At 59.9% G+C, this 15,705-nt stretch carries 12 protein-coding genes; 2 read left to right on the top strand and 10 right to left on the bottom strand.

From position 1 onward, the window contains the following. Position 1: 1 nt before the first annotated feature. Together araA and NQ490_RS09285 are read right to left on the bottom strand one after the other, a co-directional pair. Positions 2-1,480 (bottom strand): L-arabinose isomerase, encoded by a 1,479-nt coding sequence (gene araA, locus NQ490_RS09280; RefSeq protein WP_007045469.1) that lies wholly within the window; start codon positions 1,478-1,480, stop codon positions 2-4. A gap of 13 nt (positions 1,481-1,493) precedes the next feature. Continuing rightward, positions 1,494-3,077, bottom strand: coding sequence for a xylulokinase (locus NQ490_RS09285; RefSeq protein ID WP_007045470.1), 1,584 nt, complete (start codon positions 3,075-3,077; stop codon positions 1,494-1,496). Positions 3,078-3,173: 96 nt separating this feature from the next. Between NQ490_RS09285 and NQ490_RS09290 the strand changes: the two genes are divergently transcribed. Next, positions 3,174-4,022 carry a PocR ligand-binding domain-containing protein gene (locus NQ490_RS09290; RefSeq protein ID WP_187118490.1) on the top strand — a complete coding sequence of 283 codons (849 nt, stop codon included), beginning with the start codon at positions 3,174-3,176 and terminating at the stop codon, positions 4,020-4,022. A gap of 196 nt (positions 4,023-4,218) precedes the next feature. On the opposite strand, the gene NQ490_RS09295 is transcribed toward NQ490_RS09290, so the two are convergent. From NQ490_RS09295 to NQ490_RS09325, 7 genes are all read right to left on the bottom strand, one after another. Beyond that, on the bottom strand, positions 4,219-4,881 hold the full coding sequence (locus tag NQ490_RS09295; RefSeq protein WP_007045472.1) for a GtrA domain-containing protein: 663 nt from the start codon (positions 4,879-4,881) through the stop codon (positions 4,219-4,221). Between the two features lie 13 nt (positions 4,882-4,894). Further along, positions 4,895-7,291 carry a glycoside hydrolase family 2 TIM barrel-domain containing protein gene (locus NQ490_RS09300; protein ID WP_007045473.1) on the bottom strand — a complete coding sequence of 799 codons (2,397 nt, stop codon included), beginning with the start codon at positions 7,289-7,291 and terminating at the stop codon, positions 4,895-4,897. Positions 7,292-7,384: 93 nt separating this feature from the next. Next, a complete protein-coding gene (locus NQ490_RS09305; RefSeq protein ID WP_007045474.1) occupies positions 7,385-7,783 on the bottom strand; it encodes a hypothetical protein in 399 nt (132 codons plus the stop codon). 1 nt (position 7,784) lies between these two features. Further along, positions 7,785-10,748, bottom strand: coding sequence for a glycoside hydrolase family 3 protein (locus NQ490_RS09310; protein ID WP_007045475.1), 2,964 nt, complete (start codon positions 10,746-10,748; stop codon positions 7,785-7,787). A 16-nt stretch (positions 10,749-10,764) separates the two neighbouring features. Beyond that, complete coding sequence (locus NQ490_RS09315; RefSeq protein ID WP_007045476.1) at positions 10,765-11,412, bottom strand: bacterial Ig-like domain-containing protein; 648 nt, start codon at positions 11,410-11,412, stop codon at positions 10,765-10,767. Positions 11,413-11,604: 192 nt separating this feature from the next. Further along, a complete protein-coding gene (locus tag NQ490_RS09320; RefSeq protein WP_007045477.1) occupies positions 11,605-12,933 on the bottom strand; it encodes an ATP-binding protein in 1,329 nt (442 codons plus the stop codon). Next, positions 12,930-13,637: a LytR/AlgR family response regulator transcription factor gene (locus NQ490_RS09325; protein WP_040917356.1), complete on the bottom strand. Its 708-nt coding sequence runs from the start codon at positions 13,635-13,637 to the stop codon at positions 12,930-12,932. The genes NQ490_RS09320 and NQ490_RS09325 overlap by 4 nt, the downstream gene beginning before the upstream one ends. Positions 13,638-13,911: 274 nt before the next feature. On the opposite strand from NQ490_RS09325, the gene NQ490_RS09330 reads away from it, so the two are divergent. Further along, complete coding sequence (locus tag NQ490_RS09330; protein ID WP_007045479.1) at positions 13,912-14,337, top strand: Fur family transcriptional regulator; 426 nt, start codon at positions 13,912-13,914, stop codon at positions 14,335-14,337. Between the two features lie 139 nt (positions 14,338-14,476). Here the strand turns inward: NQ490_RS09330 and NQ490_RS09335 are convergent, their stop codons facing one another. After that, positions 14,477-15,658 (bottom strand): IS110 family RNA-guided transposase, encoded by a 1,182-nt coding sequence (locus tag NQ490_RS09335; RefSeq protein ID WP_040917863.1) that lies wholly within the window; start codon positions 15,656-15,658, stop codon positions 14,477-14,479. Positions 15,659-15,705 lie beyond the last annotated feature (47 nt).

The raw sequence follows: 15,705 nt of genomic DNA on the forward strand, positions 1-15,705 counted from the left end.
CTCACTTCAGTTTCCAGGCAAGGTCGGCCAGGAACAGGTCGTGTTCCAGCCCCTCGGGGGTGGTGTCCTTGCCGATGTGAACGAACTCAATGCCCATGATGTTGGCCCAGTCGTGCATCTGCTCGGCGGTGACGTCGTAGCTCAGCACCGTGTGGTGGGCGCCGCCCGCCGTGATCCAGCACTCCACGCCGGTGGTCAGGCTGGGCAGGGCTTTCCACATGACCCGGGCTACCGGCAGGTTGGGCATGGGCAGGATGGGCTTCACGCACTCGATGTCCTGGCAGATCAGCCGCAGGCGGCCGCCCATGTCGATGAGGCTCACCACGATGGCCTTGCCGGGCTTGCCCTCAAAGACCAGACGGGCGGGGTCCTTCTCGTTCATGCCGATGCCCAGGGGGTGGGTCTCGATGCGGGGCTTTTCCGCCGCGCAGCAGGGGCAGACTTCCAGCATGTGGGCGCCCAGGCTGTACTCGGCACCGGGCACCAGATTGTAGGTGTAGTCCTCCATGAAGAGGGAGCAGCCGTTGCCGCCCTCTCCCATGGCTTTCAGGATGGCGGTCATGGCGGCTACCTTCCAGTCGCCCTCGCCGCCGTAGCCGTAGCCCTGGGCCATCAGGTGCTGGCTGGCCAGACCCGGCAGCTGTTCCATGCCGTACAGGTCCTGGAAGGTGTTGGAGAAGGCCTTGCAGCCCTCGGCGTCCAGCATCTTCTTGATGGCGATCTCCTCCCGGGCCTGGTAGCGGATGGCGTCGATGTCGTCGGTGGCGATCTCGTAGCTGGCGCGGTAAACTTCCATCAGGGCATCGATCTCGGCGTCGGTGACTTCGTGCATCACCTTCACCAGGTCGCCCACGGCCCAGGTGTTCACCTGCCAGCCCAGCTTGGCCTGCACTTCCACCTTGTCGCCCTCGGTGACGGCCACTTCCCGCATGTTGTCGCCAAAGCGCATGACCTTGAGGTCACGGGAGACGGCCACGCCCACGGCCACCCGCATCCAGCGGCCCAGGCGCTTCTGGACTTCCTCGTCCTGCCAGTAGCCGGCGATGATCTTGCGGGGCATCCGCAGCCGGGCGGCGATGAACCCGTGCTCCCGGTCGCCGTGGGCGGCCTGGTTCAGGTTCATGAAGTCCATGTCGATCTCCTCGTTGGGGATCTCCCGGTTGTACTGGGTGGCAAAGTGGCAGTAGGGCTTCTGCAGGTCCACAAAGCCGTTGATCCACATCTTGCTGGGGCTGAAGGTATGGCACCAGGTGATGATGCCCGCGCAGCGGGGGTCATAGTTGGCCTCCCGCACCACGTCGGCGATCTCCTTGTTGGTCTTGGCGGTGACCTTGTAGACGATCTTGCAGGGCAGATTGCCGGAAGCGTTCAGCACCTCGGTCATCTCGGCGGCACGTTTGGCCACGGTTTCCAGTACCTCGGGGCCGTACAGGAACTGACTGCCCACCACAAACCAGAATTCATAATCTTGCATATGCATGGGGAAAACCTCCTCAGAAATGCTCCACGGCGGCGCGTTCCGCCTCCAGAGCTGCTTTGTATCGTTCCAAAAATGCGGTGAAGCCGCGCACGTCCTCCTCCCGGGGTTCCAGGGTGGAGCCGGGGGCGTCGGCAAAGATCTTCTGCTGCAGGTAGTCCGCCAGGTTCAGCGGGCAGCCTTCCAGCACGGCCAGACGGTAGCCGGCCAGCAGGGCCATGCCGTAGGGGCCGCCCTCACCGGCGGTCTCCATGACGGTGACGGGGGCCTGGGCCGCCGCCGCCAGATACCGCTGGGCAACGCCGGGGGTCTTGAAGAGACCGCCGTGGCCCAGCAGACGGTCCACCGCTACCTTCTCATCCTGCAGAATGTCCAGCCCGATCTTGAGGGTGGCCATGGCGGAGTAGATGTTCGCGCGCATGAGGTTGGCCAGCGAGAAATCGCTGCCCGCCGTGCGCAGCAGCAGGGGATGACCCGCGTCGAAGTGGGTCACGCCCTCGCCGGAATAGTAGTTCACCGGCACCACGTCGCCGCAGTCCGGCGCGCCTTCCAGCGAGGCGTTGAAGAGCAGCGGGAACAGCTGGGAGGCGGGCATTTTGGCTCCGCAGAGAGCCGCCACCTGACCGAAGAGGTTCACCCAGGCGTTCAGGTCGCTGGTGCAGTTGTTGCAGTGGACCATGGCCACCGGGGCGCCGTCCGGCGTGGTGACCAAATCGATCTCGGGGTAGACGTTCTGCAGCGGTTTTTCCAGCACCACCATGGCAAAGATGGAGGTGCCCGCGCTCACGTTGCCGGTGCGCACCGCCACCGTGTTGGTGGCCGCCATGCCGGTACCGGCGTCGCCCTCCGGCGGGCAGACCGGCGCACCGGACTGCAGCGTGCCGGTGGGATCCAGCAGTTTGGCGCCCGCTTCGGTGAGGGTCCCGGCGTCCTGCCCGGCGCAGAGCACCTGAGGCAGCAGGTCCCGCAGATGGCAGGGAAGTTTCGCCTCGGCCAGCAGTTCGTCAAAGCTGGCCATCATGGCGGCGTCGTAGTCGCAGGTGGCGCTGTCGATGGGGAACATCCCCGCCGCATCGCCGATGCCCAGCACCTTCTTGCCGGTGAGCTGCCAGTGGACATACCCGGCCAGGGTGGTCAGGAAGTCGATGTCTTTTACATGGTCCTCCCCGTTGAGGATGGCCTGGTAGAGATGGGCCACGCTCCACCGCTGGGGAATGTTGAAGTGGAACCGCTCAGTCAGCGCCTCCGCCGCGGGGCCGGTGGTGGTGTTGCGCCAGGTGCGGAAGGCGGCCAGCTGGTTGCCCTCCTTGTCAAAGGGCAGGTAGCCGTGCATCATGGCGGAAACGCCCAGGGCGCCCACCGTGGTCAGCGGCTCGCCGCAGGTTTTCTGGTAGTCCTCGGCCAGGTTATGGTAGGCATCCTGGATGCCGTCCCAGACTTCCGACAGGGGATAGGTCCAGTAGCCGCCCTCAAAATGGTTCTCCCAGTCGTGGGCGCCGCTGGCCAGCACCGAACCGTCGGGGCCTGCCAGCACGGCCTTGATGCGGGTGGAACCCAGCTCGATGCCCAATGCAGTGGATTTTTGTTCAAACTTTTTCATGAGATCACCGCCTGTGAGATTTATGATAAAGGAAGATTGACAGCGCCGTTGGCGCCATTTACAATACAGAAAAGAGAAAAAAAGGGGGAGCAGGACGTGGGAGCCGTCTTTGACAAGAAAGAGCTGCGGGTGCTGCTGCAGGATTTTTATGAACTCACCGGCCTGCGCACCGTGGTGTTTGACGAGTGGGGCATGGATATTCTGTCCTATCCCTCGGAACTGCCGGCCTTTTGCCGTCTGGTGCGGGCCACGCCGGAGGGGGCGCTGGGCTGCCGCCTGTGCGACCAGAAGGCCTGCCGTCAGGCCCGGCGGGAGCGCAAGACGCAAATTTACCCCTGCCACGCGGGGCTCATCGAGGCCATCACCCCCATCCAGGTGGACGGGGTGGTGGTGGGGTATCTGCTGCTGAGCCACATCGTCCAGGGAGCGGATGAGGAGGCGGAATGGCAGCGGGCCCGGGAACTGTGCCAGAAGTACGGCATCCCGGAGGACGCATTGTACGATGCCTACCGTCAGCTGCCCCGCACGCCCTACCGCATCCTGCGCGCCGCGGGGGATCTGCTGTCCTTCTCGGCCCAGGCCCTGTGTCAGGCCCAGATGGCCCGGCTGGTGCCCGGCAGCCTGCAGGAGCGGCTCACCCATTTTGTGTCGGAGCATCTGGCGGAGGATCTCTCCAGCGAGCGGATCTGTACCGCCCTGGGGGTGGGACGCACGGCGCTGTATGAGCTCTCCAAACAGACCTACGGCTGCGGCATCCACGAGTATGTACGGCGGCTGCGCATCCAGTATGCCATGCGCCTGCTCACCACCACCAAGCTGACCAACAGCGAGATCTGCCAGCGGATCGGCATGGCGGACTACAATTATTTCTTCCGGGTGTTCCGGCAGCAGACCGGGTTTACCCCCCAGGCGTACCGCAAACAGTTCGCCGAAACGGGGCAGTGACCCACTACTGCTTCTATCATACATCCTGCGCCGCCGCAGGGATAGTCATGGATGTTCGCTTTACTGGATTTTTGTTCGAATTTCTCGGTAATTTTTCCCGGAACCGAAGCAAAGGCAGCCATCGTATCGGCGTGTGGAAAGTCACACCGCCGGTCCGAGGCTGCCTTTGCGGTTTATGGGAACGGTTCTGTGCCGGTCAACCCTCTTTTTGGCTGGGGAAGATCAGCTTCATGATGGGGAAAAACACCCAGAAAGCGATGCAGCACTGGAGGAAGGCTGCGATGAGTCCGCCGATGGCTTCGCCCAGCGTGCTGTACAGCCAGGGCTGATAGATGCCATACAGGGCGTTGGCACCCACCGTAATGACCAGGAATGCTGCAAAATACCAAAGAGCCTGCCAGGCAACGTTGCCGCTGGACTTGAAGGTCACCTTGCGCTGCAAAAAGAAGCTGACGATCTGGGAGAGAATCAGCGGAATGAAGGTGGCCAGAAAATAGGCGACGCCGCCGTGGGCCAGGTAGCTGCCGGTGATGCCGTTGAGGGTCTTGGTCACCAGGGTGTTGACGGGCCCGCCGGTAAAGTTGAAAACGTAGTAGGGGTTCAGGCCGCTGACCGTCTGGCCTGCAGCGGTCACGGTGGTCATGGCCTGGGGATCGCCGATGGGGCCGAACAGGTGCAGATCCACGTTTACCAACCCGGTGCTGCCGAGGATCGGCTGCAGGACGGGAATGAGGACCAGCTGTACCACGGTGGCCAGGTTGCCCACCATGAAATAGGTAATAAACTGTGCAATACGCGGGTGTGCCTTCCAGCAGCGGATGACCGCCTGCAGGGGGCCGCGTTCTGCCCTTGGTTTCATCTTCGTTGCCCCCTTATTTGCATAGGATCTGTGTCTGCGCGGTGCCCAGCGGGCTTTCCGCTGTGATCTGCACGGTGCCGGGGCCGTCCGGCCGCACGATGGCCAGCGCCTCGCCGTAGTAGGTGTCGGTACTGGCGGTGAGGTAGCCGGTCTCGGTATAGGGGCAGCCGCTGCCCAGTCCCAGGAGGGTGCCCCCCTGCACCGAGACGTGGATCCTGCCGCGGGTCAGCGGTTTCAGGGTGCCCTGTCCGTCGGTGTACCGCAGCCGGACATAGCAGAGTTCTTCCGGCGTCACGGAGGACTGTTCAGGGCAAAGGAAAAGACGGGTATCCCCCTGGGCGCTCTGCAGACTGGTGCGGCACAGCTCGGTGCCGTCGGCAGCATAGGCCACCGCCAGCAGTACGCCGGGCTGGTAGGTCACCGGGAAGACCACGCGGCAGTCCCCTTTGGGGGCCTTTTCTCCCAGCTTTTCTCCGTTGAGGAAGAGGGCGATGCGGGCTCCCCGGGCGTAAACTTCCACCTGGGTCTTCCGGCCTTCGCAGCCGTTCCAGGACCAGCTTTCCCAGGTGTTGGTCATCTTCCAGGCGGAGGGGGAATGGGGGTCCCCTGCGTGGTCGGCGGGCACCACCCCGATGCGGATGGGGGAAAGCTCAAAGGCTACCTGGGTGTAGGCTGCCTCGCCATTGGGACGGCCGGTGATGTCCAGCCGTCCGGCACCGGCGGTCAGCCAGCCCGGGCCGTGGTCAAATTCCGGGGCGTAATCCTTGTACTCCCAGGCACCGATACCGCATTCGCCCAGATAGTCCATGCCGGACCACACGAAGTCCCCGATCAGGGCAGGATGCTCCTTGGCCAGCTCCCAGAAGCGGTAGGCATCGGAACAGAAGGTCTCGCTGCCCAGGATCACCCGGTCGGGATAGCGGCGGAAATCCTTGCGGTACCGGTTGATGCCGTAGTTGTAGCCGGCCACGTCCATCCTGGCAAAGGCGTCCCGGGTCTTTACATCGCTGCCGTGGAGGGTGGCGCCGAACTTCATGAACCCGGAACCGGCCAGTCCGGCCAGGTTGTTGAAGAACTCGCTGCCCACCGCTTTTTTCTTCTTTGTCTCTCCCCGGCGCTTTTCCGCCTGCCGGGCTTCCTTTTCGGCGTTTTTGTCGCTGTAGACGCCAAGGCCCAGGGAGCTGAGAAAGTTGAAGAAGATGTTTACGCCGCAGGTTACGGGGCGGTCATCCATGGTGTGGAGATAGTCCGTCATCTGTCCGGTAAGTTCAATGCCCCGCTGCTGGGCGGTCTCGCTGACCTCGTTGCCGATGGAGTACAGTACCACCGACGGATGGTTGAAATCCCGGTCCACCAGGATCTTCAGGTCCTCCTGCCAGCGCTGGGGCAGGTAGTCGGCGTAGTCATACCGGGTCTTGTGGATATACCACATATCGGCATACTCATCCATGACCAGCATGCCCAGCCGGTCACAGGCATCCAGCAGGGCGGGGGAGCAGGCGTTGTGTGCCGCGCGGATGGCGTTGTAGCCGGCCTGCATCAGCAGGCGGACCTTGCGCTCCTCCGCAAAGGGGTGGGATACCGCGCCCAGCAGGCCGTTGTCATGATGGATACAGGCACCGCGCAGGATGATCCGCTGCCCGTTGAGGCAGAATCCCTGTTTGGCGTCGCACCGGATCTGGCGGATGCCGAACCATATCTCCCGCACATCCTGGCCGAACTGCACGCGGCAGAGATAGCGCTTGGGATGTTCCGGGCTCCAGAGTTGGGCGCCGGGCAGATCCAGAGGCAGACGGACCTGCCCGGACAAAGAGACGGTCTGCCGGGAAAGCAGCGTCTCGCCGTCCAGAATTTCCACACAGGCGTCCCCGGCGCAGGGCGCATCCAGTGCCACCTCGATGGAGGGAATGGTATAGTCCCGCGTACGGATCTTCACACCGTCCAGCGCCAGGTGCTCCTGGGGGAGCAGCAGCAGCCAGACGGAGCGGTAGATCCCGGCACCGGAATACCACCGGCTGTTGGGCTGGTCGGCGTTGCGGGCAATGACCCGGAGGGTATTTTCCTGTCCGTAGCGCAGGTGCCGGGTCAGCTCCACCCGGAAGGGCAGGTAACCGTTGGGGAAAAAGAGCAGCTGTTCCCCGTTGAGCCAGACCTCAGCCCGGTGGTAGACGCCTTCAAAGGCCACAAAGACCTGTTGGCCGGCCCATTCGGCGGGGGCTGTAAAGGTTTTTTCGTAGAGATAATCCGATCCGACGAACCAGCCGGTGTTGGTGCCTCCCGCAGATTCCGGGGTGCGCGGTTCGGCCAGCATGGCGTCGTGGGGCAGGGTGACGGGCTGCGGTTCGCCGCCGTTTCCGGCGTTTTCCAGCCGCGTAAAGCACCAGCCCTGGTTAAAAAGAATCTTTTGCATGTATCACCGCACTCTTCTCGTCATGGAATAGAAAAAGGGAGAGACCCAGCAGGAAACACTATGCTGTTGGATCTCTCCCGGGTAAGGTTCCGATTATTTGCGATCGCTGGTAAAGCAGGCAATCATGCTCAGCAGGATACTGACAAATTGCAGGACCAGGATGGCGATGACCACTTCCAGGATCGCGCCGCGTTCGTTCATGCCGTAGATCTTGTTGATCATCTCTTCAAACATGATGACGCGGTCATTGATGTACATACCGAACGCCAGGGAGAACAGGATGGCGGGGACCAGCGGGGCGGATCTCTTGTCGGACAGGGCTGCGAACACCGCGCCGCAGACGCCCAGGACCATCAGCCCCAGCACTACCGGGTCGAAATGTCCCACCGAGGTGCTGTATACCGTGTAAATGACGGCGGTGATTAGACCGATGGCGCCGCCAAGCAGGCCGATTTTATAGCCAACATTGTGGCTTGCAAGCAACTTTTTCACCTTACTTGACCTCCTTGGTCTTCTTCTTTTTTTCGTTGACAAGGAACAGCGCGTACAGCCCGGCGGTGATCACGATGAGGGCGATGTTGCCGCCCAGGATCACCGGCTGCCACCACGGGGTGACCGAGACAATATCGTAAGCCGAAGCCAGACCGTTCATCAGGTGGGTGTGGGCATAGGTGTAGAAGATTCTGTGGTTGATCTCTTTGAGCTGCTCCACGATGTTGCCGTCATCGGTTTCGCGGATGGCAGCGTTGATCTCCTTGGTACGGCTGTCGCCCGCAGCGCCGGAGGTGTAGCAGAACATGTCGGTGCCGTTCATCAGGGCATCTACCGAGTGCATGTAGGAGTTGACACCGGCGGCATCGGTGATGACGAAGCCCTGGAAGCCCCATTCACCGCGGAGGATGCCGTCCTGGATGTCGCTGGAGTGGCCGACCCAGGTCAGGCCCACACGGTTGAAGGCGGTCATGACGCTGCTGGCACCGCCCTTGGTGAAGGCACCCTCGAAGGCGCGGAGCTGGATCTCACGGAAGCCCTGCTCGTTTCCGAAGGTGGAAACACCGGTACGCCAGGTTTCCTGATCGTTGGCGAAGAAATGCTTGGGGCCTACCGACACGCCCTTGGCCTCCATTTCGGCGGTCTGGACGGCGGACAGTTCATAAGCCAGGATGGGATCTTCACTGTAGTATTCGAAGTTGCGCCCGCCGAAGGGAGTTCTGTGGGTGTCCACACCGGGGCACCAGACCTCGTGTGCGCTCTTGGCCAGCAGGGCATCCTCACCCATGTAGTAGCCGCGCTTGGCCAGCATGTCCTTGCTCCAGGAAGCGGCCGCCACGCTCTCGTTGACATAGGCGTTGCCGGCAATGCCGTCAGGGCCGTCGCCGTTGCTGGTGGCGGGGGAACCGATGCTCAGGTTCTCGCCGATGCCGCCGTTCTCCATGGTGTTGGCGATCAGGTCGGCCAGAGGGATCTGGTTGATGAAGGTCTCCCACAGGGGATCATCATAGTCCAGCCCGTACATGTCGGCCAGCTGGATGCCGCTGTCCACGCCCACGGGAATGCTCAGGGCGGAAGGCGCATCCTCGGCCTTGGTGTAGTTGCCGTCGCAGAGTTTGGCGATCATCTCGTCGGTGGCGGTGATCTGGGTGGCCTGCTGGGGGTAGGTGCCGGCCCAGTCCTTGCGGGACAGGTAGGTCACGCCGTTCTCGATCCAGTGGTTCAGGTCAGCCTCGTCCAGACGGTTGGTGACTTCGCCGTACTCGGTGGACTTGTAGGTCTCGGTGTCCAGTGCCGCCTCATTCCAGGTGTAGACCTTGTTGGCGTCGCCGTTGACCGCGTTGCCGTTTTCGTCGTACATACCGGTGGCCTGCTTCTTGGCCAGGATGTTGTTCAGGGCATCGTGGGCGTTGTCGCCGACGGCCAGGTAGTAGTCGCCCTGGCTCATGATGTAGCCTTTGGCGTTGGTGTAGTCGTAGCTGGCCAGGAAATACTTGTCAAAAGTGATCTCGTAATCCACGGTCTGGCCCGGTTCCACCAGGTCGGTCTTGGTGAAGCCCACCAGCTGTACGGCGGACTTCTCCACGTTGTTTTCCTTCTCGTAATCGCCGTAGGGCGTCTGGGCGTAGAGTTCCACCACCGACTTGCCGGCCACGCTGCCGGTGTTGGTGACGGTGCCCTTGACGGTCATGGTGCCGTCGCCGTTGTCGGTGGTTCCGTCCATGGTCTGGGTGAAGGTGGTATAGGACAGGCCGTAGCCGAAGGGATAGGAGACCTCATCGGCATAGTTCCAGCTGCCGCCCTGGGAATCCCAGATGCCCACGTTGGCATCGGCGCCCCCCTGGCCCAGGATCAGGTCCTCGTAGCGGGTCTCGTAGTATTTGTAGCCCACGTAGATGCCCTCGGCCTGCACCACGTAGTACTGGCCTTCCGAGGCGTTGTCAGTCATGCCCTTGGCCACGTCGGAGCTGTTGGTGTAGGTGAATTCGCCGAAGTTCACCGTGGCGGGGGCGGACAGGGAGTTGGAGGCGTAGGTGTCCACCAGGCGGCCGGAGGGGCTGACGTTGCCCACCAGCAGGTCGGACACGCCGCGGAAACCGGTGCTCTGGCCGGGGCCGCCGATGAGCAGGATGGCATCCACACCGTAGTTGGCCAGCTCTTTGACCTCCATGGGATGACCGCTGTTCAGCAGAACAATGACTTTTTTGAACACGCCCTGGTCCTTGTACTGCTTGACAACTTCCAGCATGTCCTTTTCATCCTGGTGCAGGGCCAGCTCGCTGATGCCTTCGCTGTCCTTGGTGTACAGGTCGTTGGACTCGGCACCCTCCCGGGCCAGGATCACGATGGCCGCATCGGAATAGTTCTGGAAGGTGGCTTTTACCTCATCGGTGTACACCGACTTGGGCGCCTCACCGATGGTACGGGTGGAGGAGCTTCTCTTCAGGCCGCCGGCATCCAGCGCTTTGTAGGCGTCGATCAGCGTCTGGTTCACCTGGAATCCGGCGCGTTCGGGGTCGGTCAGGGCATCCACATAGGTGACCTGGGTGCCGCCGCTGCCGCCGCCGGAGTTGCCTTTCATGTAAGGGTTCACGGTAGCCTGGCCGAACAGCGTGACCTTGCTGCCCGCTGCCAGGGGCAGGGCGTTGTTGCTGTTCTGCAGCAGGACGGCGCCCTCCTCTTCCTCCTGTTCCACAAAGGCGGCTACCGCCTCATTCTTGGCGGCGATCTCCGCCTCGGTGGGGTTGTTCACATCCTGGGCAAAGTCGCTGGTAAAATACTGGGGTTTTTCCACATCATCTTCGCTCTGGATGCCGTCCTTCAGCACGAGCTTGCTGGTGGAAACGCCCAGGGCGTTGTTGATGACGGCCGCGTTGTCAAACGCCGCAAAGGATAAACCCAGCGCCACGGCCTCCACAAAGGCTACCACCGAAGTGAAGCCCCGGAGCAAATTGTTTTTTTGCATAGCAGTTCCTCCTCATTTACTGCGGATACTTCACATCCGGCGTCAGCACCTGGGACCAGTCGGCATAGGAGCAGAAATAATGCATGGACCAGTTGCCCAGAAGCAGATAGTCGAAGGAGACGTTGTTCTGTTCGTCGTATTCCAGCTGCATTTCGGTCTCGAAATCGTCGAAATCCTCCTTGCTGCGGTAGATGGGAAGCATGATCTTCAGGGTCTGGCCGTCCCAGGACCAGTGTCCGCTGACCGGTCCCATATAATCCAGGGCACCGCCCTGCAGCTGCAGGGTGCCGTCGGCGTGCAGTTCGCAGCGGTCAACGCCATTGTTCAGCGTCACAATGATCTTGTCGCTGGCGGGAATGACCGTGATGGGATTTTCAAAGGTGTAGTCGCCGTACTGGATAGTCACCACGGTGTCGTCTTCGGTCAGGGGGCCGTCGGGGGAGTAGGTGTAGTCGGTGACTTCCTTGCGGGTGCCGTCGGAATATACTTCGGTGAGCATGAGACCGGTGGGATCGAAGGACTCTCCGATGACATACTCTTCCTTGTCGGCGGTCATCATCAGCTGCACGTCGGTGACGGTGGGCTCGGATGAGCAGCCGAACAGGCCGGCCGACAGTGCAAGCGCCATGGTGAGTGACAATACCATTTTGATTGCTTTTTTCATGTTTTTGCCTCCATTTCTCTCCTTTTCCCAAGGGTTTGGTTCGGAATGATCTAGGGTTGTTTGCGGGCGCCTTCATAACCTGATTCCATTATCTTCCTTTTTTTCACAACCTCAAGTGTCTTCGCACACTTTGTCATTATCCTTGCACACATTGCGTATTTCACAAAAAAACGGACCCAACGGGTCCGTTTTTTATGTGGTATTGCCGTCCGGAATGGGCAGGAGCACCCGCAGCGAGAACATCTGGTGCTCCCCGTTGACGGTCATCTCCCCGCCGTATTTCTTGGCGATCTGCCGGATGAGTTTCAACCCGTAGCCGTGAAAGCGCGGGTCGGTCTTGGTGGTGCGGGGCAGTCCGTTGCGGAACACCAGCCGCCCGGTATAGGGGTTCTGGATCTGGATCATCAGAACGCGCTCCCAGCGGTAGACCTTCAGGTCCACCACCCGGCGTTCCGGCGGATCCAGCTGGCAGACTCCCTCGATGGCGTTGTCCAGGCCGTTGCGCAGCAGAAGGTAGAGATCCCCCGTCCTGACAAACTGCAGGCTTTCGCAGTCAGCCACGCACATGATCTGGATGTGGTGCTCGCGGCAATAGAGGCTGCGCTCCACCAGCGCGGTGTTCAGCGCCTCGTTCTTCATCCAGTATTCCCCGTCGTACAGCATCAGATTCTGCTCGATCTGCTGGACCAGATCGCTGCGCTGGGCGTCGCTCTGGGGCACCAGCATGCCGGCGATCTGGTGCTTCAGATCGTGCATCAGGTGGGTGAGCAGATCCCGGTTCTGGCGGCTGTTTTCCAGCTGTTCATATCCCATATGCTGCACATAACTCTGCATATCCAGCTCATGCTGATAGTCCAGTGCCTGCTTCTGGTTGACCTGGATCCACATCAGGAAGAAACAGCACAGCATCTCATAGACCTGGCAGAACAGGAACAGCGGACTGTAGGCTTGCCCGGTGGCGCCCTTCACCGCGATGCTGGTGAACGCGGCAACCAGAAAGATCAGACAGGTGGCGGCGGTCAGGCGCAGGTTATCCAGCTGGTAGACCCCGTTTTCACAGATGCGCCGGATGCTGGAACGATAAAAGATACAGTAGACCACCGGAACCGTCAGGAACTCGATAACCAGATCATAGCCCAGCCCGGTGCCGGGCACAAGGCCGAGCAGCAGCAGCTGGAACGCGGAGGAAAAATGCTGGATGCACAGGCTCAGCGCCACGCAGTAGACCAGCTCTTTCCCGGTGGCTGGGCAGCAGAACGCGATGAAGACCGCCGATACCAGTGGAAACACCAGAATAAAGATGATGCAGCTGGCCACCACGTTGGCCGGGCTCTGCCAGATGGCTCTGGCCCAGGCACTGTTCATGATGAGCAGGGAAACCAGTTCCACCAGCACACAGAAGGAAATCATCCGGGGCCAGAAGAACTCCCGCTTGCGGTGGGGCAGGATGAAAAGAAGACAGGCTCCCAGGATCTCGGTAATGTACTGGTTGCCGCGGATCATGTCGAAAATTCCGTTCATAGATTGCCCCCGATGTAGTCGGCAAAAGCCTGCATGAACAGCTTCCGCTTGGGACGGCTGATCTTCAGGCGCTGCCCGCCCGCCAGCAATTCGTTTTGTCCTACCCAGGTGACATACCGCAGATTGACCAGCAGCCCGTGGTCGCAGCGGAAAAAGTCGGCCCTTGCCAGCTGCTCTTCCACCCATTTCATGGTGCAGTTGCTCTCGAATACGCCGTCTTCCGTATGAAAGTACATCTTATGCTTGTTGGCTTCCACATAGATGAGGCGTTCCACGGAAATTCTTCTGGTTTCGTTTTTGCTGTTCAGCAGCAGCGTGTGCTCGTTCTCTTCGGGAATGCGCGGCAGCAGCAGGTCCATGCGCAGAGCAAAGGTTTCGTACACCAGGGGCTTGACCAGAAAATCCATGGCCCGGACTTCATAGCCTTTCAGCGCATACTGGGCCATGTGGGTGACGAAGACCAGAATGACTTCGGAATCCACTTCCCGGATGCGCCGGGCTGTGGACATTCCGTCCATGTTGGGCATCTCGATGTCCAGAAAGATCACGTCATATGCCGCCTGATAGTGCTCCATCAGATCCGCACCATCGGTAAAGCAGCTGACCTCAAAAGTCAGCCCGTGTTCCTGGCGGTAGCGTTCCAGATACTCGGTCAACCGCGTCATTTCTTCCGGGGCGTTCTCAGCCACTGCGATCCGAACCATGGAACTGTTCCTCCTTTTTGCGTTCTCCCCGCGCCGGAGAGATAACACAATTCCGTATATCATGTCCATCATACCACACCCACCTGCCGGGAAACAAGCCTGCCCCGGGGCGGCACAGCTTTTGGGCCGACTTTGTCCGGCGAGGCGGGAAAACAATGACCGGCTCACCACCCGGCATGAACAGGTCCGCCTCCAGTTTTTCCCTCCCCCTTGACAAAAGGGCGGTGTGTCCTGTAAACTGAAACACAGTTTCAAATTGAGAGGGGCGCCCGCTGTGGAAACCAAAAACCATTACAGGACCCGTCAGAGCGAGCAGATCGCCGACTATCTGCGCAGCCGGCCGGGACAGCATGTCACAGCGGCGGAGCTCTGCGTCTATTTCGCCCAAAAGGGGATGCAGATGGGAAAGGCCACCGTCTACCGCCATCTGGACCGGATGGTGGCGGAGGGGACCGTCACCCGCTACACGGTGGACGGCGCCACCGGGGCCTGCTATGCCTACACCGGCCCCGAGGAAACCACCGCCGCCCCCTGTTACCACTGCAAATGCGAGCAGTGCGGGGCGCTGATCCATCTGCACTGCGACGAGGTGGAGCATCTGCGCCGCCACATGCTGGCCCACCACGGTTTTGCCCTGGACGAACGCCGCACGGTGTTCTACGGCCTTTGCGAAGCCTGCCGCACCGCCCGCAACCCCTGAATTTTTCCCGACCACCCGAAAGATTAACTATTAAAAGTCAACCCCAAAAATGAATGGTGGTGGTGAAAAGAGATAGTTCAAGAAAGGTATAGCAAAGCAGAGGTCCGTAGGGACCCCGGCGTAGGCTAACAAGATGGAATTAGGCCGCCAAGCTGCAATAAGGCTGTCTGGATCTTTCCAGGGCAAACAGCAGACGAACTAACTTTTTGGTGGCATGAGAAAGTGCGACATTGTAGTGTTTGCCTTCATCTCTTTTCTTAGCAAGGTAAGCAGCAAAGGTTGGGTCCCAGTGACATACATACTTGGCTGCGTTGTAAAGAGCGTAGCGTAAGTATCGAGAGCCACGCTTCTCCATGTGGGGATAGCAATTTTTGAGCTGCCCGGACTGGTAAGTAGAAGGCGACATTCCGGCGTAGGCCAATAATTTGTCCGGTGACTCAAACCGAGAGAAGTCGCCGATTTCAGCAAGAATCATGGCAGCCATACGAAAGCCCATGCCAGGGATAGTTGTAATGGGAGACTGTATCTTGTCCATCATTGTCTCAATTTCAGCCTCGATTTCAGCGATCTCAGCATCCAATTCACGGATAAGCCGGATGGTATGTTGCAATTCCAGGGATTTGGCAGGCATACAGGACCCAACAGAATTCTGAGCAGCGCTCCGGATAGTAACAGCCATATCCCGACCGTAGCGACCTTTGGAGGCGTTCCCCAAAAGGGTTTTGAGCCTTGTCAGGTGTGCCTTGGCAATCTGTTTGGAACCTGGAAACTCTTCCAGCAGAGCGTAGACAGTCGCCAAATGGAGAGAGGACACCAGCTTCTCCAGTTCAGGGAAGAGAATGCAAACCAGTCTGGAAATTGAGCTTTTCAGCTTTGCTCGTTCTTTCACCTTGTCAAAACGGTATCTGGTGAGTGACTTTAGTTCCTCGTTGTGATATGCTGTATTCGTGTAGGGTTTGAGGCCCACATCGGATAACAGCATAGCAGCAATGGTTCGAGCATCTACACGGTCGGTCTTGGTCTTTCGCAGGCTGAGACTTTTCCGGTAGAGATTCGTGCGTAAGGGATTCAAGACATAGGTGGCCAGACCGTTGTCCAGAAGAAACCCAAGAATGTTGTAGCTGTAATGCCCGGTTGCCTCAAGCCCTACTTTTATTTTGTCCTGCGGTGTAGTACAAGCTCGAATTTTTTCCAGTAGAGCATAAAAACCGTCCATGTTGTTAGGGATAGTAAAAACATCCGCCAGGACTTCACCCTCTGAGCTTACAATGAAGCAATCATGCTTGTTTTTTGAGACATCAATGCCAACAGAAACTACCATAACAAATACCTCCAGAGAAAATATGTGATGCTGCATCCACAGTACAC

The organism is Subdoligranulum variabile (assembly GCF_025152575.1).
Lineage (GTDB): Bacteria > Bacillota > Clostridia > Oscillospirales > Ruminococcaceae > Gemmiger > Gemmiger variabilis.